The sequence below is a fragment of the Adhaeretor mobilis genome (assembly GCF_007741515.1).
GTDB lineage: Bacteria > Planctomycetota > Planctomycetia > Pirellulales > Lacipirellulaceae > Adhaeretor > Adhaeretor mobilis.
This window is the reverse complement of record NZ_CP036263.1, coordinates 4222515-4245450: the sequence shown is the minus strand read 5'-3', so window position 1 is coordinate 4245450 and position 22936 is coordinate 4222515. Positions and strand designations below refer to the sequence as shown.

The window sequence follows — 22936 nt, the reverse complement described above, 5'->3', positions numbered from 1 at the left end:
CATGACAAACTCAACGGCTATCAATTACTTGCTTGATCTTGGGCACTTGGTTAAAGAAAGTGCACTGAAGGCAAAAATCAGTGCATCATCAGAAGATCATTTTGACTTAGGTTATCTGGCGGCTTATTACGAGATTGTGTCCCTCATGCAGGCACAAGCTGAGGTATTCGGCATACCACTCCAAGAAATCGCGTTATGGGATATTAACCCAGATAGGGATTTACTTTGATGGAAGCAAGGTCACTGAGTGAGCAGGCTGCCCTTCCCAAATTTATGCCACCAGTTCATTGGCCAGAGCGTACTTCAGCTGCTCGCACTACGATAACTTCCTAGCGCCTTCTTAAAGATCCAGCGACTAAAGATGAGCGATGCGGCAGTAGCGAAAAGCGTAAACAGGGCAAGGAAACGCCAGTCGGCTGCCATGCCGCCTCCCTGGGAGTTGAACGGCTTGGCAAGAATCTTCGCTGGGACGTTGATCACCACGAGAATCGGTATCACAAATGTGAATGCGTTGCGCAAGGGCTCTCCATAGCTACCTCTGTAGATTTCCATCGGGTAGCGTGAGAAGTTCGTGATGTAGAACCAGAAATCGTAGAGCGACTGGTTCCTGCCCAGCCAAATGCTGGTTGCGGCCAGCGTGATCATGATGCTATAGAGAATGAGTACTCCCATCAGCACATAGAATGGGTAGAGCAATATTTGCCACCAGAAAAGCTGGAAGTTCTCAATCCGTGGGAGTGCGTAAACCAGTAGCACCAACGCCACGAAAAAATTGCCCAGCGAAGACCAATTCACACGACGCAGCGAAACCAGGAATTGCGTATCGATCGGCTTGAGTAGTGCAAAGTCAAGCCCGCCGGTGCGCACCAGCTCGCTTAATTCTTGAGCGTTCGGCATGAAGAAGGCTTGCACCAGGCTGTTCACGAACATCGTAGTAGCGATGAACACGAAGAACTCGTACTTGCCCCAGCCCTCGATATCGGGCGTAAACTGATAAACGAGCGTGTAAAACCCCAGGTTCATAATCATCCACGACATACTCGATACGACTTCGATCAGGAAATTGGTCCTGAAGGTCATATCGCGGATAAGGCTATTCCGAGCAAAAGTCAGAAATACGCCAAGGTAGGAAGGATGCATAGCGGATGTGTGAAGTTTGATGTTGGAAGGAACAAGTGCTTCTGGGCGAGCTTTGTTGGGCAGCGAATTCTATACGGAAGGAATTGCATTACGGGCCATGAATGATCACATCTACCTTCCTACATCTCACATCGAACATTTCCTACCCGCCGAAGCCGCTGTAGCGGTTGTAGCCAGCGTTCATCAGGTATCGACTCAGGATGATGAAGAATACGACCCAGCCGGTTTCAATGAGCAAGCCTTGCCACAGTTCCTCGGGCGGCACTTTTCCGAGGTAGATGGCTGCTGGGTAGTAGGCTAGGTATTTCAGTGGCAGGAAATTGACGAGCGTAAAATAGGGCTCGGGAAGGAAATCCAGCGGGAACATATGCCCGGAGCAGAAAAAGTTAAACAGCATGTAGACAAATAGTAGCGAGGTAACCTCCAGGAACCAAAAGGCAACGAGGCCCATGGATGCTTCTAAGAAGAAACCTAGCGCGAACCCCAGCAATAGCGAAATGATGAATGCTGTGAACACCTGCATACCGGGAAATGGCGGGAAGTAATCGCCACACAGGTAAAACACCAAGGCGAAAGGCCCGGCGGCGACCGTGTAGTACACCAACTTATGAGCGATGCGAGCAAGCAGCAGATAACCGAGCAAGTCGATTGGTTGTATGAGGAACTTCTTGATCTCGCCCTCGCGTACTTGTTTCGCGATTCCCGAGGCTAATCCAGGCATGCTGGAAAACGCTCGGCCCAGCATCGTTAGCAAATAGTAAGCGATGATGGTTTCCGAGGTGTAGCCCTCGATCGTATTGCCGGCTGCGGAGGCGAACACAGCTGTCCACAGGAAAATCTGTGTCACGATGGGCAAGAACCGCATGAGAGTTCCCAGCGCAAAGTCGCCGCGATACACGAGGCGCTCCTCAAGACAAATCTTGAGAATAGTCCACCAGGTTTGAACGCGAGCTACCATGACGACTCTAGGACTTCTTTATTTTCCGATTGTGGCTTGGGCAGCAGCGGCCTTCGTTTCCGCCTGTTTGTTCGTAGACTGCTTGAACAGATCTGCGATTACGTCCTCCAACGGCGGATCTTCTACGCTCACGTCCGCGACACTATGGCTTGCTAACACGGATGAAAGCACGCCGGCGATCTCGCCACGTTCGACTCGCAGTTTTGCTTTGGGTTCTACAATTTCCAAAACTTCGCCGTAATGAGACAAATCACTGGGCATTCGCTCTTCGGCAAACTGGAGTGTGAGGACCTTATGCCCGCTGAACTGGTCGATGATCCCCTCCAGCGAACCGTCGTACATAATCTCACCGTCGGCGATCATGACGACTCGTTTGCACAAAGCGGCAATGTCTTTCATGTAGTGGCTGGTGAGCAAGATTGTGATGCCGCGGACTTGCTGGTAGTGTTTGAGAAACTTCTGGATGTTGTGCTGGGCAATTACATCGAGACCGATGGTGGGCTCGTCGAGGAAAAGAACCTCCGGCGAATGCAAGAGGGCGGCTGTGAGCTCCATCTTCATGCGTTCGCCGAGCGACAACTCACGGACGGGCTGCCCAAGCAGATTACGTACATCAAGCAAGTCGACTAATTCATCTCGGGTGTTGTTGAATTTTTGCGAGTCGATTCGGTAGATTTGCTGATGCAGTTTGAAAGATTCCTGCGCAGGCAGGTCCCACCAGAGCTGGTTTTTCTGCCCCATGACGAGGGCAAATTTCCGGCGGTAGGAGTTTTCGCGCTCCCAGGGAACGTGTCCTAGCACGGTCGCCCGTCCGCCGCTGGGACTGATTACTCCAGAGAGAAGCTTGAGCGTCGTGGTCTTGCCCGCCCCGTTGGGCCCCAGGAAGGCCACAAATTCGCCCTTCTGGACGTCCAGGTCGATGCCTTTGACGGCATTTACATCGCGATATTCGCGTTGGAATAACCCAGTCAAAGAAGCGAGCAGCCCCTCTTGCTTCTGGTAGACGCGATAGGACTTCTCAAGGCCACGGATTTCAATAGCGTTCATAATTAAAGGGAAGTATAACGTGGTCCGACATACTTCGGGAGCGGCACCGTCGAGGGAGCGTCCCAAAAGTGTGATAGGGTAGCAGCTGCGAGTGGGCACTTGCACCAAGGGAGAAAACCCTAGAATCTCAACTCATCGTCCATATCTTCTGTTTTCAGAACCGCGAGTTTCCGGAATAATAAGAGAATAACCGGCCCAGTCGGCCACTGGTAATTGCCTGCGGTCGATTGGGGTTTATGATGGCGAGTTATTGAAATATTATCATCGAATTCCTTCTGGCCGCGGCTCAGCTCACGGTTGGCACTCGAAAGACACAATTGCGATGCAGCTTCCCAGCCTAAAAGTCTCAATTCCCGTAATATTTATAGCGTGGTGCGTTGCCGGCGTCATGCTACGGGGACCCGTCATGCTGGCTTACCCGGCCATGTGGTTGGGCGTGGCTGCCCTATTTGGCGTGCTACATGTCATGCTCAAGCAGGATGACGAGGAAAGTTCGCAGACAGTCACTGTGACCGACACACCGGGTAGCACCGACAGCAAGCTTAGTGACGAGCGCGTTTCCGCTGCTGTTTGATCTTCGTACTTGCTGCTGCCGCAAGCAGTTCCAATTCTCTGGCAGCTATTTCGCTTCCTAGCAGGCCTGCGCTTCTATGTCCCCAATCCGCTGGCTGGAGAAACACTTCTCTCGATTTGCGATTCCCAATCTCACGATCGCGCTGATCGCCGGTCAGGCATTGTTGTACATCGCTGCTTTCGCGAAAAAGGGCGAAGGCGATCCGCTCGAGATAATCCGGCTGAGTATTCCCAAAGTGATGGAAGGCCAAGCGTGGCGGCTCTTTAGTTTCGTCTTCACGCCGCCAGCCACTTCGGTCATCATTTTCGCGTTAATCGCTTGGTCGCTTATGCACATGTTCGGGACAATTCTCGAGCAACGCTGGGGAGCCTTCCGCTACAACCTTTACCTACTGGTCAGCTATTTTGCGAACCTAGCGGTGGCTTTCATCCTGTGGTTTGGATGGAATATTCCTTGGGAGGTTGTTAATGTTGTCGTGCCAGGTGGAACTCATGCCGCTTTGTTCGGTACGCTGTTTCTCGGCGCGGCGAGAACCGTGCCCGACATGACGCTCAATCTCTTCTTCATACTGCCCGTTCGCTTGAAGTGGTTGGGTCTGCTGACTTGGCTCATGTATGGGTACGCCTTGGTTTTCTCTCGCTGGCCTTTTCAGTTAGTAATCTTGGCATCGACCCTCAACTACTTTCTGTTCTTCGGTCGCGACCACCTGCGGGACCTCACAGACCGGAAAAGAAAACGCGATTTTCAGGCAAAATCCCAGCCCAAGCTACGTGGTCCGATGCACGAATGTCTCGTCTGCGGAATGAACAGCAACCAAGCCCCCAGAATACCGTTCCGATATTGCTCGCAGTGCGAGGGGCAGGCGTGCTATTGCCCCGAACATATTGGGGATCACGAGCATCTCGTGAGCGAAAGCACCGCCGACGCCTAGCAAGCTAGGCTGCCGTCTCAGTCGGTACGTGCGAGACGACGGAAGCTGAAGACCGCGTCGCGAGTAACCTGTCGAGCAATTCTTCTAGCAGATCGACAGTCTTTTCCGTGGCTCCTTGGTGAGATGCAACTACCTGCTGGGCACGCTGGCCTAGGGCTGCGGCCCATTGCGGTTCGTCTAAGCAACGCCGGGTAAAGGCCTCGATATCCTCTGGCTCTCGCAGCACTTCAGCCGCTTCGGCTGAGAGCAACGCCCGCACGATGTCGCGGAAGTTACGGGTGCGCGGTCCGAAGCTCACGGCAGCTCCATAGGCGGCGGGTTCCAGCATATTCTGTCCCTCCCGTTTTCCGAAGCTGCCACCCACAAACGCGATTTTGGCAGTGCCCCACCACGCACCGAGCTCCCCAATCGTATCAACCAGCAGCACCCGCGGCTTCTCTGAGTTAGTTTGAGCACCGTTGGTTTGGGCGGCGGCGAGCAGCGAACGTCGCTGCCAAGGAATTCCTGAGTCATCGAGCAAGGCGGCTACCTCCTCAAATCGCTGCGGATGCCGTGGCACGAGGATTAGGCGTAGAGTGGAATACTCCTGCGATAGCCGCTGATAGGCGGCCAGGACGTGATGCTCTTCGGGCTCCTGGGTACTACCGGCGAGCAGAACGGTATCGGTCGAGTTGATACCCGCTAGCTTGGCTAGTTCTTGAGTGCGGGGGTTCTGGCGGTAGGTTTCTGCGCCATCAAATTTCAACGAGCCAGTGCAGTGAACTGCTGCGGGATTTGCGCTCAAGCTGAGAAAACGTTTAGCAGTCGCTTCGTTCTGCACGGCGATCGCGTCAATCTTCTGGAGAACAGTGGAGACGAGCCAATGTAGGTGGCTATAGCCCCGGTGGCTGCGTTCGCTGAGCCGACCATTCGCGATTGCGACCTTTGCGCCTTGGTTCTTTGCAGCGGCAATAAGATTTGGCCACAATTCCAGTTCCGCCAACACCAGCAGTTGTGGCCGGATGCGCCGCATTGCCCGCCGCACTGCCCAGGTGAAATCAAGCGGGCAATAGAACACGGTGTGACTATCGTATTTATTGCGGGCCAGATCATAGCCTGTCTTGGTGGTCGTGGAGATCACGATCTCGAGGTCAGGCTGGCGGGCTACTAGCTCTCTCACGAGAGTGGAGAGGAGATTCACTTCGCCGACACTTACCGCATGCAGCCAAATAGAGGGCGAGTCACGTGTCCTTCGTGGGACCATTCCGAGCAGTTTCTGGGCGAAGCCCTCGCGGTACTTCCCATGTTGCCATGCTGCCCAAAAGATCCACGGTAGCGCAAGTCCAATTGCACAGGCGTACGCGCCGTTGAGCATCCAGGGCATCAGCCGATTGAAGAATAAGCTTCTAACCACCGAGGGGATTCCTTTCCCATGGGTTCTGTCATGAGGGTGCGACGTGTGCTAACCGCCTCGCATACAGCAGTTCTTGTGCTTCTTGCCGCTTCCACACGGGCACGGCGCGTTGCGACCAACTTTTTCCGTGCGATTGCGGATCGGCTCGATTTTTTGGCCACCTTGCGAACCATCGATGGCAGCCTGCTGTTCGGAGGCCATAGTCGCAGCGGCAGGGGCTTCTTCGTGGATAGCTTCCGATTCGACCCACGTATTGCCCACAAAACCTTCGTCGAGTTGTTCCATCTTGAAGATCAAGTCGGTTACATAGTTACCGACAGAGTTCCACATTTTCTCGAACAGCCGCATGCCTTCTCGTTTGTACTCGACCTTGGGATCGATCTGGGCGTAGCCGCGTAGTCCCACGCTGTCGCGAAGGTGCTGCATCACACGTAGATGCTCCTTCCAGCCCTGGTCGAGGATCTGCAAGAGCAGAGAGCGTTCCAACCGTCGCATTTCAGGTCGAAATTTGTCTTCGATGAGTTGGCTCACGTGCCTTTCGGCCTCGTCGCGATCGAGCTTTGCGAGGTCGTCATTGCTGACTTCGCACTCACAAGTTTTTTGCAACCAACTGGCAAGGTTATTGAGCTTGCCATTGTTGTTAGTCGCTTGGCCGAGCGTGGTATCCGCTGCGGAGGAGTTGAAGAGAGCTTCGATTCGCTCTGTTGCTTCGCCGGCCACCTTGTTCGCTTTAACGTTGTTCTGCTGGCTATGCTCCAGCAACATTTGGCGAATTTCTTCGCGCTGCTTGTTCTTGAGATCGTCGAGGGATAGCTCCACGCCAAACCGACGCTTTGCCCAGGCGACCAGATCTTCGCGCTGGAAGCCTTGACGCTGGCCACCGCGATCGCGATTGCTAAATCGCATGAGCCCAGCCAATACAGGGAATTCGCTTTCACGCTGATCGTAGGAGTGTTGCGCCTTCTCTTGGGCGATACGGAGAAATTCGCGAGCTTCCAGAGCTTCCATGTCGCCAGGGGCCAGCTCGATTCCGAATTTGTCATGCAGCCAAGCGCACGCCGTCTTCACACCGTAATTAGGTTCGAGATAGCGAGCACAGCTATCGAGATCGATCGCGCTAATCGACTTCTTAGCATCGTCGATAAGCTGCTGAGCAAGCTCGTCAGGGCCGATTTTCTTCAGATCGCGATCACGGTAGTTGGTCTCCCAACGCGTGTTGGCCCACTTTGCAAGCGCCGTCCAATTCCAGTCACTTTCTTCTTCGCTCTCGGGGAGGTTCTCCTCGATGGCATCGAACACTTGAGACTCTGCCTGTGAGAGCGCTGCCTCATGGGCTTGCCCCTCGGCATCGCCAAAGCTGAGGTTGCGGTAGTCACGAGCCGCTAGCTCAACGCTCAACAGATTACCTGCTCCCGCAACGAAGGACTCAGTTCCATAGCTGTCTGTGAGGAATGTCGTGAGCGCATCGTCGATTTGATTACGGATCATTTCCATGATCAAATCGCGCGTGTTGTCGCCGTCGAGAATTCGCTGCCGATAGCCGTACACGCGTTTGCGCTGCTCGTCCATCACTTCGTCGTACTCGAGCAAGTTCTTGCGAATCTCAAAGTTTTTCTCTTCGACTTTCTTCTGGGCGCCTTCGATACGACGGGTGACCATCTTGCTCTCGATGGCTTCGCCCTCTTGCATTCCCAGTCGAGTCAGCATGTTCTTTACCCACTCGCCAGCGAAGATGCGCATGAGGTCGTCTTCAAGAGACAAGTAGAAGCGGCTACTACCGGCATCGCCTTGCCGACCACAACGACCGCGAAGCTGCAAGTCGATACGGCGCGCATCGTGCCGCTCGGTGCCGATAATGTGTAAGCCGCCCAATGCCTTCATCTCTTCGCCCTGCTCTTTCATCTTCTCGCGACGCTCGATCGTCGAGACCAACTCGTTCCATTCTTCCTTGGGCACCTCTAATCGGGTCGGGTAGGTGTCTTGCAGTTGGGCCCAAGCCATCGTTTCCGGGTTACCGCCCAGGACAATGTCCGTACCGCGACCCGCCATGTTGGTGGCGATGGTGACCGCGCCTCTGCGGCCTGCCTGAGCCACGATTTCCGCTTCGCGTTTATGCTGCTTCGCGTTGAGGAGGTCGTGCTCGACACCGCGTTTTTGCAGCAGATTGGAGAGTCGTTCGCTTTTCTCAATCGAAACGGTACCAACCAGAATCGGCCGACCCGGCAGTTGAATATGCGTGATCTTATCGCGAGCGAAGGTTTTCTTCTCACGCGTTTCGACAAGCTCGAGCGTTACGGAAGTGTCGTTCTCCTCAATCAGCTTGCCGATGAAGTACTCGCCACCTTTGAGCTCCACGGTTGTGAAGCGTGTGAGTCGTTCGATCTCTTCGGCGATGGCTACGTACTTTTCGCGTTCTGTGCGATAGATGGCATCCGGGAATTCGAGACGCTGCATTTCGCGATTCGTGGGAACGCCGATGACGTCGAGTTCGTAGATCTTCCAGAACTCGCCCGCCTCAGTGAGAGCCGTACCCGTCATGCCGGAGATTTTGTTGTACAACTTAAAGAAGTTCTGCAACGTGATCGTTGCGAGGGTTTGGTTCTCCTCCTTGATCTGTACACCTTCTTTGGATTCGACTGCCTGATGCAGCCCGTCACTCCACTGGCGGCCTTCCATGAGGCGGCCGGTGTGCTCGTCGACGATTACGACCTTGCCATCTTGCACGACGTAATTTACGTCGCGCTTGTACAAATGGTGGGCCTTGAGAGCATTGTCGATCAAATGCGGCCACTGCATGTTGCCCGCCGTGTAGAAGCTCTCGACACCGGCGATTTTTTCTGCGGCCCGCACTCCGTCGTCGGTGAGGTGTGCAGTGTGCTCCTTCTCTTTCACCTCGAAATGCTCGTTCTCTTTGAGCTGACGGGCAATTTTATCTGCTTTGACGTACTTGGTGACATCGTCTTCAGCAGGGCCGGAGATGATCAATGGCGTACGTGCCTCGTCGATGAGGATATTGTCTACCTCGTCGATAATGGCGTAGTTCAAGCGACCCTGGGCTTGCTGATCCCGTTTGGGGAAGCGATCGTCGTCTCGTGCGGCGCTTCGCATGTTGTCGCGTAGATAATCGAAGCCAAACTCGTTGTTCGTACCGTAGGTGATATCACAGGCGTAGGCCTTTTGTCGCTCAGCCGCATCCATGCCGCTTTGGATGTTGCCGATCGTCAGCCCGAGGTTCGTAAAGATTGGTGCCATCCATTCCATGTCGCGACGAGCGAGGTAATCGTTCACCGTAACGACATGCACGCCCTTGCCAGTGAGCGCGTTGAGATACGCTGGCAGCGTAGCCACGAGGGTTTTTCCCTCACCGGTAACCATCTCGGCGATGTTTCCTTCGTGCAGGATCATGCCGCCGATGAGTTGTACATCGTAGTGGCGCATACCTAGCCAGCGCACGCCTGCTTCACGACAGACGGCAAATGCTTCGACGAGTAAATCGTCTAAGGTCTCGCCGGCTTCCAAACGCTTGCGAAACTCGACCGTTTGCGCGGCGAGATCTTCATCAGAAAGTTGCTGATACTTACTTTCGAGCGCATTGATGGCGCTGATCTTTGAGTTAAGCTTCTTCAGGTAACGCGCATTGGCAGAACCAAACAGACCGGTGATGCCGCGCTCGAAACCACCCAGTACGCCGTTACCGATGCCGGAGAGGATTTCCCAAATGCGTTCTAAAACTTCCATGGTTTTCTCTTGAGTCAGTCGTGAAACATACCCCCGGGAGGAGGGCGTTTCGCTATGAGATGCCGGTTTACTGCAGCGTAGCTAGATTCTCAGTTGCGTGGGACTGCTGTCGCTTGAACTTCTCAAAGCCGTTCTAGCTAAGCAGCTAGCTTGACCTCTGGCTAGACGCACAGCGCTGGTCGCTCTCGCGACCCCTGTGATTTGTCGTAACATCGGTGCAGCAAAAAGTTTATTGCGATATACAGGGTTGGTCAAGGTGAGCTGCTACCACCTCAAGCCTTCCCCAGACGGCATAAACCCCTATCAGGCTTTGAGTTGCGGATCACTAAAGCCTCGTAGCTGGCTGCTAGCCGCGGCCAGTAAAAGCAGACATAATCGGGCCTGGATCCGCTGGGCTTGGGCCGTCCAGGCTAGTGGTGGTCTTCCCCCCGCCCAGATGGCCCTGAACACGCCCTGAACCGAACTCTTACGGAGAATTACCACTATGAGTATCGCACGAGTAACTGAGATTATCGCCTCCAGCAAGAAAAGCTTCGAAGATGCCACTGAAGAGGGAATCGACCGTGCTTGCAAGACCTTAGAAAACGTGAAAAGTGCATGGGTCAAAGACCAGAAGGTCGAGGTCAAAGATGGCAAGATCAGCAGCTATCGAGTCACACTGATGATCACGTTCGTGCTAAACGACTGAGTTCGGGAAAGGTGAGGTCGTTCGGAAAATTGTGAGTCGATAGAGTATAATTGAGCTGGTTGCCGCAATCCTTATGCTGCCCGATCCTTTGCTGATAGTAGCCAGCGAGCTACGCCTTGCCCGGTTTTCTGAACTGCGATAGAGACTCTGGATTTGCCCTAGAGCTTCGGATTGGTGTACTGCTGCAATAAGTAGCCAATACCAAACAGGCAAGCCGACACGAACAGAAAGCTAAGCATCTTGCCGGCTTTGATATTGCCGGACAGTTCGGCGATCATCGCCATCGGGGGGATGGCGAGTGCGGTGACCTGGAGTAAGCGAGCGATTTTCTGCATAGCCGCCAAGTTAGCGGGATGGCGCTGAGGGTGCAAGCACACGTCAGTTACTTAGAGACGAGATATAAGATGTCAGGTAGATCGCCAACCCCTTTGAAAAGCGGCCCCAAAAGGCAAACACTCGCTGCTCTAATCGCCCGAGCACTAGGCCTACGGTGCCCCGCCTGTGGCCAAACACGATTGTTCAGCGGGTGGTTCGCCATGAACGACCCTTGCGCCCAGTGTGGTCGGCGATTCAATCGAGCCCCGGGCTACCTGCTGGGCTCGATCTACGTGAATTACGGCGTCACGGCGGTGCTGGTCGTAGTGATCTACTTCGGCTGTTACTTCACCGAGACGCTCACCAGCAAGCAACTACTCGCGGTGCTCACGGGGCTAATTGTCGTGTTCCCGCTGTGGTTCTTCCGCTACGCACGCTCAATCTGGATCGCGTTTGACGAGCTATTCGATCCGTGGCCGAATGAGCAAGAGTCTCGTGAACTTGAGAAGAGCGGCTAGGATTCTCTAAACCGCGTCGGCTGCAGTCGCGGAGGCGAGCTTCCACAGCGAAATATCTTTGTCGGTCACCCAGTTCTCAATCGTGTCGCCGAACTTTGTGAAGTAGTCGGCCGCACGGTGGACTTCTAAAGCTTCCTTGTCGTCGTACATTTCGTAGAGGAAGAATCGCTGAGCATCCTCCGGATCGATACACACGTCAAACCGCCGGCAGCCCTCTTCGCCCAGCGAGTTCTTGGCGTGCTGCAAAACGGCTACGCGGAAAGCTTCGACATGTTCAGGGGCAACGTCAAATTTGACAGAGAGGGCAATCATGTTGAGTCTTCTTCTTTGCTGCTACTTGGCCGAAAGGCTCAGGTTTGGATGGTGGTCTCAGTGCTAGAAACAGTCGGATCCGAGCTGCGTCGGATCGACCAGTAGGCGAAGCTAACGAACGAGCCCAAGATCAGGAACGGCATCGACATCATAAACAGGATGCTATAGAAGTAGCCCGCAGCCATCGACTTCGCAGCAGGGTCGTTCTCGGCGATGCTGTCCTTGCACGTAGGGCACGCCTCGGCAAGGTCGGCCAGCAGTACAACAACAGCTACGCAGATAAGTACGCAAATTGTAGTTTTGATGTTCTTCATGAGTTTGTCTTTGGGAGGCTGCTTACTATTCTAGGTTAGTCAAAGGTTCCTGTCACGCAGTGTCGGGCCAGACATGGTAGAGCATGACGTAAATGATCACGCCCGTCACAGACACATAGAGCCAAATCGGCAGGGTCCAGCAGGCTAACTGGCGATGCTTGCGTCGGATTTCTTGCCGCTGGGCATCGCTCAAGTTCTTGCCGAGCCACCAGCCGAGCGATTTCAGGCCGCGGAGACTCGTAACGATCGCCATGGGTGGCAAGACGACGGCGGCCAGCACAATGTGAGTGGCGAGAATCGTCTGGTAGACAGTCTTCACGGCACCTTCTTGCCCGAACTGCACATGCCCGACCAAGTAGTGATATGTGAGATAACTTACCAGAAACGCCGTCGACACAGCCAATGCGGCGAGCATCGTACGCGCGTGCGTTTCCACCCTGCCCTGCCTGATATGAAAGTAGCCAACGAGCAGCAGAATCGTAGCCAACACATTCAGACCCGCATTGAGATGAACCAGCGGATGCGCGGCCAGTAAGTGAACCATTGGCGAATGAATCAACTCAGGGATCACAAAGCCACCTTGTCGGTCTCTTCAGAACCACTGACTTGCTGTTTTGGCGTGTAGGGTTCGGCTAGCAACTCTTTCAATTTGACTTGCATGCGCTTGGTTTCTGCCGTGCTGGTTGCGTTGTAAATCCCGGCGATCTGCCCGTTCTTGTCGATAACCACCGCATCGTCGCGGTGGCCTTTATAGGAGACCGGCATCTTCATAAAATCTTGCCCGACTCGTTTTACATAGTCCAATTCGCCGCGCGTGAATAGCCAGCGCTCGGGGTCGGCATTCATCTGTTCTGAGTAATTAGAGAGTACATCGAGCGTATCAACCACCGGGTCGACACTAATGCTTACCCAAGTGATTTCCTCTAAGTCATCGAGTGAAGAAAGGTACTTGATGTTCGCATTCAAGCGTTTGCAAGAACCAGGGCACGTACTGAAGAAAAACGTCGTGACCCAAACTTTGCCGTGCATGTCTTGGGAGCGGAACGGTTGACCGTCGCTCTTGGTGAGTTCAAACTCTTCCAGCGGCGGGAGACGCTCTGCGGAGACGGCATTCCTGTTCTGATGGTATTGCTGAACCTGGTAGTACTTCCAGCCACCGTAGGCCGTTGCGAACATGGCAAGCACTGCCAGCCACATGGGTAGTAGTGATGGTTTCATAGCAAATCCCCCGTGCTTCGAGTGGCGGCAATCTTCCAGGACGCGGCAAACATGATTGCCGCAAACGCCAGCGATACGATCCAGCATAGCGGCAACGAGGCGAGCGGTTCAGTAGCCGCGGCTGAATTCTCGCTCGCGAATCGCAAATAGTGCCGCAAGCCGCTCACTCCGTAGGTAAGTGGGTTAATCCGTACGATCCAGCCCAGTACCCCATCGCTACCAGCAGGGAAAAAAGCCCCCGAGAGCAGCCACATGGGCAGCAGGAATACGCTCATGATCGCGTGGAAACCGGCTGTGGAGTCCATCCGCCAAGCCAGTAAAAAACCAAGCGATGTAAGAGCAACCGCAATAACGCCCATGAGTATCACCGCTTGGAGGATTTCAAAAAAACTGCTTTCCAGAGGCAGCGTGAACCAGCCGAGCGCCAAGAAGAGCAGTGCCTGCAACATGGCAATCGCCGCCCCACCGCCGATCTTTCCCGCCACCATCGCCCAGCGGGGTGCGGGGGCCACGAGTACCGATTGCAGGAAGCCCTCGCGGCGATCTTCGATGATCGAAATCGTGGCGAAGATGGCGGTGAACAGCAGGATCATCACCAGCGTGCCAGGGAAGAAGTGCGTGTAGTCGAGATCGTTGCCCTTGAGTCCTTCGCTAAACAGCAGCCAGAAAATAATCGGTTGGCCTAGGGCACCGAACACGCGATTCTTCTGGCGGAAGAAACGCACCAGTTCACGTTCAGCCAATGTGACGGCCGCGAGCCACGAAGGGGCCGAGGTTGGGGGAATTGTGGTGGTACTTGTTGCCATAATAGCCATTCTACGCATCTGGTTCGTTCTGACCAAAGAAGCGATGCCCGGTGCGTGCGATGAACACATCCTCAAGGGTCGGTTTGCCGAGGGTGATGGTTTGGATTTGCTCAGGGAAGGCGTCCATGAGCTTCGTAATCCACGCGGGCCCATTGGCTTGCTCAAGGCGAACGGTTTCGCCCACAATTATCGCGGGACAATCGAAACGGTTCGAGATTTCATCCGCCATCGCTTGCACTGTTTGTTTTTGTCCTGATGGTGACAGAGTAATCGTATCCCCACCCAGCGAGGCACGCAGTGCAGCAGGAGTATCGAGCGCCGCAAGTTGCCCCTCGTGCATTATTGCCAACCGGTTGGCCCGTTCTGCTTCGTCTAGCAAGTGCGTGGTGAGTACGACGGTAATGCCCTGCTCTTCCCGTAGCTTTCCGAGATACTTCCAAAGATCGCTGCGAGCCCCCGGGTCGAGTCCGGTGCTAGGTTCGTCCAGCAAGAGGAGACGCGGTTGATGGAGTAGCCCTTTTGCCAGCTCGACACGCCGCTTCATGCCGCCCGAGAGCGTTTCGACCAGGTCGTTCCGCCGATCCGCCATGCCAACGGCTTCAAGAGTTTCCCGCTGCCGCTCGGCGAGCACTGGTCCCATGAGTCCGTAGAGATGCCCTTGATGCTTGAGGTTCTCTGCGACGGTTAGTTTCTTGTCGAGACTAGCTGCTTGGAATACCACGCCGATCGAGCGTCGCACAGCAGCTGCTTCGGTTGTCAGATCACTACCTAGGATAGCGACACTACCCGCCTGAAGCGGGATCAGCGTAGAGAGCAGGCGAAAAAGGGTCGTCTTGCCGCTGCCATTAGGGCCGAGGAAGACAAAAACTTCCCCTTCGGCAACCTCTAGCGAAACGCTCTTGAGGGCTTCTCGCTCGCCGTAGCGATACGAAACTTCTGAGACAACGATCGCAGAAGATTCACCCATGAAAATGTTTTCTATTCTTGATCGAGCCGGCCGAGAAGCGAGGGCGCCTTGGTGAGCTCTTTCCCGTGATTCGTAAATTCACGGGAGCAAGTCAGCGCGATCTCACCCTCAGTGATTCACGGGAGTTTTCTCATCGGGAGAGTGGAGCTGGATCAGCGGCTCTTCAAGGTCCATCTCTTCGTCTTGCCTAGTATCTTCGAGGGCTGGTCGCTCGGCGGCGTAGATCATACGTTCGTGCGAGGCGTGCTGAAAGCGCCTGCCCACGTCGGGTATGAGGGAAAGCACGAGTAACATGGACATGATCGAGGCGGGCACCGTGAGTACCCACTTCCAATTGGCTTCCCATTTCAAATGCATAAAGAACATGATGACGAGCATAGCCTTGGTGCAAGATACGGCCATCATCCACAGACGTTTGATGGCGACGTTATCGCCAAACGGCCAGAAAGGGGTATAGGTCCAGTAGGAACATGCCGTCAGAAACACCAAAGCAATCGCTACGGCGATGTACGTTGAGATGCTGCCACCATGGTGCTCATCATCGTGAGCGCTGTTGGATGTATCAATCGCGTGTGTGTCAGTCATCTTAAGTACCGCTTGCGGCTTAGCCGCAATCTAAGGGGACGTGCTCTGGGCCGTATGAATTGAGGGGTTAGAACAGGTAAAGTATCGGAAACAGAAAGATCCAAACTAAGTCAACAAAGTGCCAATACAGGCCGACGTTCTCGACGACACCAGAGCTCGCGGCACCGAGGTTCATTGTTAGTAGGATGCTAAATGCAATCAGACCAACGATGACATGGATCGCGTGAAACCCTGTGACCAGGAAGTAGGTACTAGCCCAGAGGTTGCCTCCGGGAATCATGATTGGCAAGCGAAGCCAGGAGTATTGATCATTGAGTCCCACTGCATGGCCCCCTGAATGACCGTCATTCGATTCCGCACTCACAAGAGTAAACCCAGATTGTGAAGTACTGGCTGCTTTTGCGGGTTCGTGAGGCGCGGGCCCACTATTCGACGATGGGGGGGCCATCGAGGGGGCCACTGGATGGTGACCTTGAACGCTTGCTCGCGGATAAATTCTGTCGGCCAGTTCCCAGAGAGCGATGCGCCCGTCGGGGGAATCCGGCTTATTGCGAATGAGCAGTTCCGCTTTATCGAGGTCTACGCGCACACTCTCAACGACGTCTGCCTTTTCGTTGTCTAATTCAGTGCGATCTTCCGCCTTAGGCAACTCCGCGACTAAAGCGTTGATTCTCGCGCGTACAGCAGCAGCGTAGTTTACGTCTGCCTTTTCGTAGATATGGCTACGAGGCATTGCGGGGTAGATCAAGTGATCGAACTTCGCCTTGTACTCAAAGGCCTTCACGCCCAAGAACATGGTACCGAGAACGAGCGTGATGATCATATACATTCGCGCGGTAGCCGCATTGTTCTTTTTGGAAGCTTCCAAGGCCAACACGATCGTGATGCTGGAGGCAATGAGCACGGCGGTATTGATGGCACCCAGGTATTCAACCAAATGCACATCATGCGTGCTGGGCCAATTGACGGCTCCAAAACGCAGCACGATGTAAGCACCGATCAACCCGGCAAAGAACATGATCTCCGTGGACAGGAAAAGCCACAGGCAGAGCTTGCCGTTGGGAATCGGCAGTGCGGGCTGGTAGTCGAAGCCTTGGTGATGATCGTCGCTCATAATGCTATTTCTTTGCCACGGTGTTGATTGCAGCTGGGCAGCTGAGGTATCGGAGGTTCAATTGTGTTTCAAGTTGGTGTTTCTTACACATTCCGCTACAAGCTCACCATGAGCAGCACGCCCATCCAAGCTGGTAGGTAAATCAAGGTCGCCTTGAGCAATTGCCGTGCAGTGCGATCGTCGCGCTCGAATGCAAACCTCACGGAAAGCGCAAGGATGATCCCGCCCAGGCCAATCGCCCACAGCGAGTAGGAAATCGGACTCCGCCCGGCGGGCAGTACTGCGGGGATCAGGCTCACGGGTATTAGGAACAACGCTCCTACGATTGCTTGCAGCCCGCAACGCCAGCCGCTCGGATCGACCACGCTGAGCATCTTATGTCCTGCTTTGCCATAGTCTTCGCGATAGATCCAAGCAATCGCCATGAAGTGAGGAAACTGCCACAGAAATAGCACACCGGCGAGGGCATACGCAGTAAGCGTGAGCGGTTGGCCGGTGGCCGTCCAACCCATAAGCAGTGGCAGCGCCCCCGCCAAAGCACCGACTGCCGTGTTCAGCGGCGTACGTGTCTTGAGGGGAGTGTAAATAACTACGTAAATAATCCAACTAGCCAGGCCAAGTACGGCAGTGAGCAAATTCACTTTCAACACCAACCACAGAGTGCCTAGGCAGAGGGTCAGCATGCAAAGCAACGCCGTTTCCCATATCGTGATTCGCCCCGCTGGCAGCGGCCTTTGCGCGGTTCGAGGCATGTGGGCATCGATATTACGCTCAATCAACTGGTTGCCCATGCTCGCACTACCGGCCACCAAGGCGGTGCCGGCAAGCGCGTGGAACAACACCACAGCGTCAATCGCATGGGGTGCAGCTATGCACGCGGTCGCTGCAGCAACGATCAACTCCAGCAAGACGATCCGTGGCTTGGTGAGTTGGAAGTAGTCGTTCAAGCGGGAAAGAACCGCCGAGGCTGGCGGATTTTCAGCGACCAGTTTTCCATCAAGCAGTTCAATTTCATTGGAGGACATGCTCATGCGTGGGCCTCCAAAAGTTTGCCTTGTTCACTCAGGAACTTCGGGAGCTCAAACGAAGATTGACGTAACGTACGGAGAGCCATTGCGAGACTCATCGCGACGATGAGTGAGCCGGTAGCGACATGGGCTGTAATGATCACGGCCATCGAAGTGCTCGCGCTGACATTAACCAACCCAACGTCCCCGATAATATTCGTTGCCCAGACGGGCACCCCAAAACGTACTACCCATGTGGCCATACCCAGGGCGATTTGCACGACCAGCAGTAGGCTCAGGGCGACAGCGTACCCACGATGGGAGTGTTGCCGAAAACACTTGAGTGCGAGCAATAGCACGTGTCCAAGTACGAGAAATGCTAACACGATGTGGAAGTAGATGGCGGTTTGGAAAATCGTCGCGGCTGAGGGTGCCGTCAGGTAGCGTGCATGGCGAACGGCAGCACCGACCACTAGTTGTAAGTAAGCCAGCCCGCAGCAAATGATCGCGAGCCTCGCCAAACTATTCGTAGCCGTCTGGTGCGACTTGTCGCTTATCCGAGTGACCTCTTGGACTTGCCACCAGCGTGAAGTGAACACCACCATTGCTGTGCACAGGGCAAAGAATAGTGGCCCGCTACAGCCGTGCAGCATGGCGGCTAGGCGTTCGTCGAGCACGATCCGTAATCCGCCGAGGACGCCTTGCAGGATGACTCCAGCGAGGAGCAAAAGGCTATATCGCCTTACCCAAGTTCGTGATTCGCAGCGGTAGGCAACAACGACCATACCGATGGTCAAGATGCCAACAAGTACCGCTAATAGGCGGTGCCCGTGCTCAATAAACTTGTCGCCCGTGGAACTGAGCCACGGGTAGGTGAGCATAAAATGCCCATCTGAGGTGAGCCAATCGCGGAAAGCCATCCCCGCGTCAGTGGTCGTGACAAATCCACCCCACCAAATTAAAGGAAACGTCGCAGCAGTAAGCAGCCAAGCCCAGCGATGGGGCCAGCGTGATGCTGCGACGTTGATGGACTTGGGGACAGTCATGATCGAATGATTTTAGTAGCGAGAGCTACAAACGGTTACGCTTCTTTAGTTGGGTTCTCGTTCGATTCCCCAGAGGGACTGCTAGCGGCAGGCGGTTGGGTTTGTGGGTAGTAGTCCACTTCCACTTCTGGCGAGCCATATTCGTACGGGCCGCGATAGATCATGGGCTGGAAGTCGAAGTTGCCGTGGCCCGGAGGGCTCGGGGCTTGCCATTCGAGTCCGTTGGCATGCCATGGGTTTCTGCCGCAGCGCGGGCCGAAGAAGAGGCTCCAGATGAAGTTTACCACGAAGATGATTTGCACACTGACGAGGATGAAGGCACACCAGCTCATGAACTGGTTGATCGGCAACAAGTGGCGGAAGGTGCCGTAGTGGTAAGGATCAGCCAGTCGCCGCGGAAAGTCGTTCATGCCAAGAATGTGCATCGGATAGAATACGCAGTTCAATAGCACAAAGGTGAGCAGAAAGTGCACCTTGCCCCAAGAATCGTTCATCGTGCGGCCGAACATTTTTGGGAACCAAAAGTAAATCGCTCCCATGACGGCCATGGCGGTGCCGGCAAACAGCACATAGTGGAAGTGAGCCACAATGAAGTAGGTGTCGTGGATTACGATGTCCACAGGTGTAGCGGCCATGAAAATGCCCGACAGTCCGCCGATGATAAACATCGAGACAAACGAAATGGCAAACAGCATCGGTGTGGTGAACTGCAGCTTGCCGCCCCACATGGTACCGAGCCAATTAAAGGTTTTGATCGCACTTGGCAACGCAATCATCATCGTCGAAACCATAAACGTCATGCCCAACGCCGGATTCATTCCGGATACGAACATATGATGACCCCACACAATAAAGCCTAGTCCCGCGATGCCAGCGAGGGAGTAAACCATCGGTTTGTAACCAAAGAGCGGCTTGCGCGAGAAACAGCTGAGAATGTCCGACACCATGCCCATCGCGGGGAGGATCATGATGTACACAGCTGGATGGCTATAGAACCAGAACAGGTGCTGCCACAGTAGAGGCTGGCCACCACCGGCTTGAGCGATCGCGTTGTTTGCCGTGGCACCTTCCGCGAGGAAAAAGCCAGTACCAAATAGTCGATCCGAGAGTGCCATAAAGCCGGCTGCCGTCAAAACGGGTAGCGCGAAGGCTTGCAGTACCGCGGTAACAAACATGCCCCAGATGGTCATCGGCAAACGAAACATCGTCATACCGGGCGCACGCATTTGGATAATTGTGGTCATGTAATTGACCGATCCCAACATGGAGGAGATACCAACCAAGGTGAGTCCTATTAACCACAGGGTCTGCCCCTGACCGGCAAAAATGGATAAGGGGGCATAGTTGGTCCACCCTCCTTGTGCTGCGCCACCATCGACAAAAAAGCTCGAACCAATCGCAACGAATGCAGGCCACATAAACCAATAGCTGAGCATGTTCAGTGTGGGAAAGGCCATGTCGTCCGCACCAATCATCAACGGGATCAGGTAATTACCGAACGCACCGGCGAGCACTGGAATAATCACGAAGAAGATCATCACGGTGGCGTGCATCGTGACGAGCATCGTGTAAACCTCGGGGGGGATTTGCCCTCCCTCGGCAGCGCCAACCAGTTCACCAAGAATCGGCATTGGTCGCCATGGGTAGGCCAACTGCCAGCGAATTCCCAATGCGAGCATCCCGCCCACCAAGAACCAAATCAGAGTGCTGAACAGGAATTGCAGGCCGATGATCTTGTGATCGAGCGAGAAAACGTAAGTCTTCAAGAAGCTGCTCGTGTGTGCATGCTCGTCATGGCCGGCGAGAGCTTTGCCAGCGTTTGTTTGGGAATCAGCAGCGGGGACGGTACTCATGAGAGTGACTCGAAAAATTGTTTCTGGGCTTACGTCGCTTTGTCAACTAGCAAGCGCGATCTTCAAAAAAAGGTGGGTTGCAAATTGGCGAGCGATCAGTCTTGGGGACGGTCGGCAACTCGCATGGTGTTTTTTTCCTTGCGGAATTCTTCCAATTGGGCTTCAAACTGAGGACGAGTTACCAAGTGAATGCGCGCCTTCATTTTGTAGTGTCCCCACCCGCAAAGTTCAGCACACACGATGTCGTACTCACCGGTCTCTGTGGCTGTAAACCACATGTTCTGGGCCATACCGGGGATCACGTCTTGCTTAAGCCGCAGGTTAGGGAGGAAGAAACTGTGCAACACGTCGGCGCTGGTGATTCGCAGGAGGACTTCCTCACCCACGGGTAGGTAGAGCCGACCGTCGGTGCGGACAATATCGTCCGAGGTGTAAAGCTCATTGTCGGGCCCCGGGTAGCGGAAGTCCCAATTAAATTGCCGTCCAGTAACTTCCACGATCGGAGGGATGTCAGGGGCTCGCATCTTCGCTGCAGCCCAGGCGTCCATCTGGTAGATGGCAATGAACAACAGTGTGACTGCCGGGATAATTGTCCAGACAACTTCCAGCGAATGACTTCCGTGACTGTAGGCGACTTTCTTTGTGTTGGTATTTGCCTCGTACTTCCACATGAAGTAGAAGAGCAGGCCTTCGGTGATCACGAAAACAATACCAGTGAGCCACAGAATGAACATGAACAAATTGTCGATCACGTAGCCATGTTCGGATACATCCTTCGGGAACCACACAGGTCGCTTGAAGTAGGCGGGAGCAATGTCGTTGAGGTACGGAGCTAGGGCGAACGTAGCCACGCCGAAAATGGGCACCATCAGGAACAGCACGCTCCAAAAGTTGGGCAACCATTTGCGTTGCTGTTCGTTGGTTTGTGACTCGGACATGACGGTGTTTCTGTCTGCTATTTCAGTCTGCGGATTTACTACTGGACTTCAAATCAAATCGAAATACTTGACAATACTTACTGCGTGATATTGCTGTGGTTAGTGGGCAACGCTCGTTGCGGTTGGCTTGGCGCCTCGTAGGGAAGGTTGAGCACGTAGTCAACGATACTCCACATGTCTTCCTCGGAGATTGTGCCTTCTGCCCCCGGCCCGGCAGCTCCCAGGCCTGGCATGGGGGTGCCAGCGATGCCGGCGTGTATTTTGTGGAAGACATCGATGCGACGGCGACCACCTCGGTAGACACCGACACGCAAGTTTCTTGGGACTGCATTGCGAACTGGCAAGAGCGTGTCGGAGACTTCTTCTCGCGATTTGAGAAGCGCCCATTCACGATCCAGTTCGAGCTCTTCCTCTTCCGTTTCAGGATCAGCATTGGCGAGCGAGTCAGCCATCGAAGTGGTTGCTTCGATGTAGTCCATGTTTTCTTTGTTCCAGACGTTATGATCGGTCTGTTGTCCGTCACCTAAGCCGGTCGGTCCGTGGCACTTGATGCAGTTGGCTTTAACGCCGTAGAACAGTTCTCGTCCTCGATCTATCGAGGCGGCGAGTTCTTCATCCGAACGATTGTCTGCCGGGATGGCATCTTCGGCAGGCTGGATGACGTTCTCACCTGCTTCGTCCCAGCCGGCGACGATCTCGGACAGAATATCCAACACCGCCTCAGCTTGGTCGGGACTGGCAGACGGGTCAAACGGAATGCGCTGCTCCGTGACAGTCCCGCTTTCGTCTTCGACTTCTTCAACGCCAAGTTCGTCGAAGACGTACGCCGCAAGCTCAGTTTCGAGTTGGCCTCGCATGGCGAGATACTTTACGTACTCGACGAGTGATTCCACTTCTGAAGAAGGCAGCAATTCAAACGACGGCATCGATGTGCCTGGTACACCGTTAGCAAGGACGCGATGCAGGTCGGCATCGGTGGGCTTGGCAGCGTTGAATGTGCTCTTAAACTTGAATATGCCTTTGCGATAGTCGCGTGGATACGGGTTAAGTATCTTCGCTGTGGGGCCGTAGCCATCGCCGTCGATGCCGTGACAGTGGACGCAATGCTGGCGATAGAGGCCGTGGCTGTAGCCGCGTTTGTCGCTCCATGCGGGGCCGGATGCCAGATCGAGTTTCAACTGGTTCAGTCCAGTCGCCGGGTGGGCGAACGGCTCGTCGGGTGTGCCGAACAGTCCGGAGAGAACATTGGCGATTTCTTGTTGATACTCAGAATCAAGCTCGTTGGAGGTCATCGAGATCATATTCAGACGAAACTGCGGCGGTTCGCCTTGAGTGCAGCCGAGGCTACCCAGCACGAGGAGGCTGAGAAACAGTTGGCGGTTTACTTGTGTTGCGAGTTTCATCTTCAGACCGACAGGAACGGTTTCAGTATTGGATTTGCAGTTTCTATTTTCTATCGACTGTTCTTACTGTG

The 22936-nt window shown here is 54.4% G+C and carries 24 protein-coding genes; 5 read left to right on the top strand and 19 right to left on the bottom strand.

The genetic code is table 11. The features are described 5' to 3' along the window. Position 1 precedes the first annotated feature (1 nt). A complete protein-coding gene (locus HG15A2_RS16720; protein WP_145061528.1) occupies positions 2-229 on the top strand; it encodes a hypothetical protein in 228 nt (75 codons plus the stop codon). A 74-nt stretch (positions 230-303) separates the two neighbouring features. Here the strand turns inward: HG15A2_RS16720 and HG15A2_RS16715 are convergent, their stop codons facing one another. From HG15A2_RS16715 to HG15A2_RS16705, 3 genes are all read right to left on the bottom strand, one after another. After that, positions 304-1140, bottom strand: coding sequence for an ABC transporter permease (locus tag HG15A2_RS16715; RefSeq protein WP_145061513.1), 837 nt, complete (start codon positions 1138-1140; stop codon positions 304-306). A gap of 142 nt (positions 1141-1282) precedes the next feature. Continuing rightward, on the bottom strand, positions 1283-2098 hold the full coding sequence (locus HG15A2_RS16710; RefSeq protein WP_145061511.1) for an ABC transporter permease: 816 nt from the start codon (positions 2096-2098) through the stop codon (positions 1283-1285). Between the two features lie 18 nt (positions 2099-2116). Next, positions 2117-3145: an ABC transporter ATP-binding protein gene (locus HG15A2_RS16705; protein WP_145061509.1), complete on the bottom strand. Its 1029-nt coding sequence runs from the start codon at positions 3143-3145 to the stop codon at positions 2117-2119. A 322-nt stretch (positions 3146-3467) separates the two neighbouring features. On the opposite strand from HG15A2_RS16705, the gene HG15A2_RS16700 reads away from it, so the two are divergent. Together HG15A2_RS16700 and HG15A2_RS16695 are read left to right on the top strand one after the other, a co-directional pair. Further along, a complete protein-coding gene (locus tag HG15A2_RS16700; RefSeq protein ID WP_145061507.1) occupies positions 3468-3719 on the top strand; it encodes a hypothetical protein in 252 nt (83 codons plus the stop codon). Positions 3720-3795: 76 nt separating this feature from the next. Beyond that, entirely contained in the window at positions 3796-4650 is an 855-nt protein-coding gene (locus tag HG15A2_RS16695; protein ID WP_145061505.1) for a rhomboid family intramembrane serine protease, read from the top strand. Positions 4651-4654: 4 nt separating this feature from the next. Here the strand turns inward: HG15A2_RS16695 and HG15A2_RS16690 are convergent, their stop codons facing one another. Together HG15A2_RS16690 and secA are read right to left on the bottom strand one after the other, a co-directional pair. After that, a complete protein-coding gene (locus tag HG15A2_RS16690) occupies positions 4655-6043 on the bottom strand; it encodes a 3-deoxy-D-manno-octulosonic acid transferase (RefSeq protein ID WP_145061503.1) in 1389 nt (462 codons plus the stop codon). Between the two features lie 48 nt (positions 6044-6091). Continuing rightward, entirely contained in the window at positions 6092-9781 is a 3690-nt protein-coding gene (gene secA / locus HG15A2_RS24970) for a preprotein translocase subunit SecA (RefSeq protein WP_145061501.1), read from the bottom strand. 484 nt (positions 9782-10265) lie between these two features. Between secA and HG15A2_RS16680 the strand changes: the two genes are divergently transcribed. Further along, positions 10266-10469 carry a dodecin family protein gene (locus tag HG15A2_RS16680; RefSeq protein WP_145061499.1) on the top strand — a complete coding sequence of 68 codons (204 nt, stop codon included), beginning with the start codon at positions 10266-10268 and terminating at the stop codon, positions 10467-10469. 158 nt (positions 10470-10627) lie between these two features. Here the strand turns inward: HG15A2_RS16680 and HG15A2_RS24160 are convergent, their stop codons facing one another. Next, positions 10628-10804, bottom strand: coding sequence for a hypothetical protein (locus HG15A2_RS24160; RefSeq protein ID WP_218932029.1), 177 nt, complete (start codon positions 10802-10804; stop codon positions 10628-10630). 18 nt (positions 10805-10822) lie between these two features. Between HG15A2_RS24160 and HG15A2_RS24155 the strand changes: the two genes are divergently transcribed. After that, complete coding sequence (locus tag HG15A2_RS24155; protein ID WP_145061497.1) at positions 10823-11302, top strand: DUF983 domain-containing protein; 480 nt, start codon at positions 10823-10825, stop codon at positions 11300-11302. A gap of 6 nt (positions 11303-11308) precedes the next feature. Here HG15A2_RS24155 and HG15A2_RS16670 read toward each other — a convergent pair whose 3' ends face one another. The 13 genes from HG15A2_RS16670 to HG15A2_RS16610 all read right to left on the bottom strand — a co-directional run bounded on the left by HG15A2_RS16670 (position 11309) and on the right by HG15A2_RS16610 (position 22865). Next, positions 11309-11614, bottom strand: coding sequence for a putative quinol monooxygenase (locus tag HG15A2_RS16670; protein WP_145061495.1), 306 nt, complete (start codon positions 11612-11614; stop codon positions 11309-11311). Between the two features lie 38 nt (positions 11615-11652). Continuing rightward, positions 11653-11928 carry a hypothetical protein gene (locus tag HG15A2_RS16665; protein WP_145061493.1) on the bottom strand — a complete coding sequence of 92 codons (276 nt, stop codon included), beginning with the start codon at positions 11926-11928 and terminating at the stop codon, positions 11653-11655. Between the two features lie 52 nt (positions 11929-11980). Then, entirely contained in the window at positions 11981-12499 is a 519-nt protein-coding gene (locus tag HG15A2_RS16660) for a DUF420 domain-containing protein (protein ID WP_246117767.1), read from the bottom strand. Further along, positions 12496-13146, bottom strand: coding sequence for an SCO family protein (locus HG15A2_RS16655; RefSeq protein ID WP_218932027.1), 651 nt, complete (start codon positions 13144-13146; stop codon positions 12496-12498). The genes HG15A2_RS16660 and HG15A2_RS16655 overlap by 4 nt, the downstream gene beginning before the upstream one ends. Then, a complete protein-coding gene (locus tag HG15A2_RS16650; RefSeq protein WP_218932026.1) occupies positions 13143-13952 on the bottom strand; it encodes an ABC transporter permease in 810 nt (269 codons plus the stop codon). The genes HG15A2_RS16655 and HG15A2_RS16650 overlap by 4 nt, the downstream gene beginning before the upstream one ends. A 10-nt stretch (positions 13953-13962) precedes the next feature. Then, positions 13963-14919: an ABC transporter ATP-binding protein gene (locus HG15A2_RS16645; protein WP_145061487.1), complete on the bottom strand. Its 957-nt coding sequence runs from the start codon at positions 14917-14919 to the stop codon at positions 13963-13965. Between the two features lie 108 nt (positions 14920-15027). Next, positions 15028-15504 (bottom strand): cytochrome C oxidase subunit IV family protein, encoded by a 477-nt coding sequence (locus HG15A2_RS16640; protein ID WP_145061485.1) that lies wholly within the window; start codon positions 15502-15504, stop codon positions 15028-15030. Positions 15505-15571: 67 nt separating this feature from the next. Continuing rightward, positions 15572-16618 carry a cytochrome c oxidase subunit 3 gene (locus HG15A2_RS16635; protein WP_145061483.1) on the bottom strand — a complete coding sequence of 349 codons (1047 nt, stop codon included), beginning with the start codon at positions 16616-16618 and terminating at the stop codon, positions 15572-15574. A gap of 95 nt (positions 16619-16713) precedes the next feature. Beyond that, entirely contained in the window at positions 16714-17649 is a 936-nt protein-coding gene (gene cyoE, locus HG15A2_RS16630; protein ID WP_145061481.1) for a heme o synthase, read from the bottom strand. Beyond that, the gene (locus tag HG15A2_RS16625; protein WP_145061479.1) at positions 17646-18671 is read right to left on the bottom strand and encodes a COX15/CtaA family protein; all 1026 of its coding nucleotides are present in this window, start codon (positions 18669-18671) and stop codon (positions 17646-17648) included. The genes cyoE and HG15A2_RS16625 overlap by 4 nt, the downstream gene beginning before the upstream one ends. A gap of 35 nt (positions 18672-18706) precedes the next feature. Further along, the gene (locus tag HG15A2_RS16620) at positions 18707-20524 is read right to left on the bottom strand and encodes a cytochrome c oxidase subunit I (protein ID WP_145061477.1); all 1818 of its coding nucleotides are present in this window, start codon (positions 20522-20524) and stop codon (positions 18707-18709) included. Between the two features lie 95 nt (positions 20525-20619). Further along, positions 20620-21462 carry a cytochrome c oxidase subunit II gene (coxB, locus tag HG15A2_RS16615; RefSeq protein ID WP_218932025.1) on the bottom strand — a complete coding sequence of 281 codons (843 nt, stop codon included), beginning with the start codon at positions 21460-21462 and terminating at the stop codon, positions 20620-20622. Between the two features lie 77 nt (positions 21463-21539). Next, entirely contained in the window at positions 21540-22865 is a 1326-nt protein-coding gene (locus HG15A2_RS16610; RefSeq protein WP_145061475.1) for a c-type cytochrome, read from the bottom strand. Positions 22866-22936: the final 71 nt, after the last annotated feature.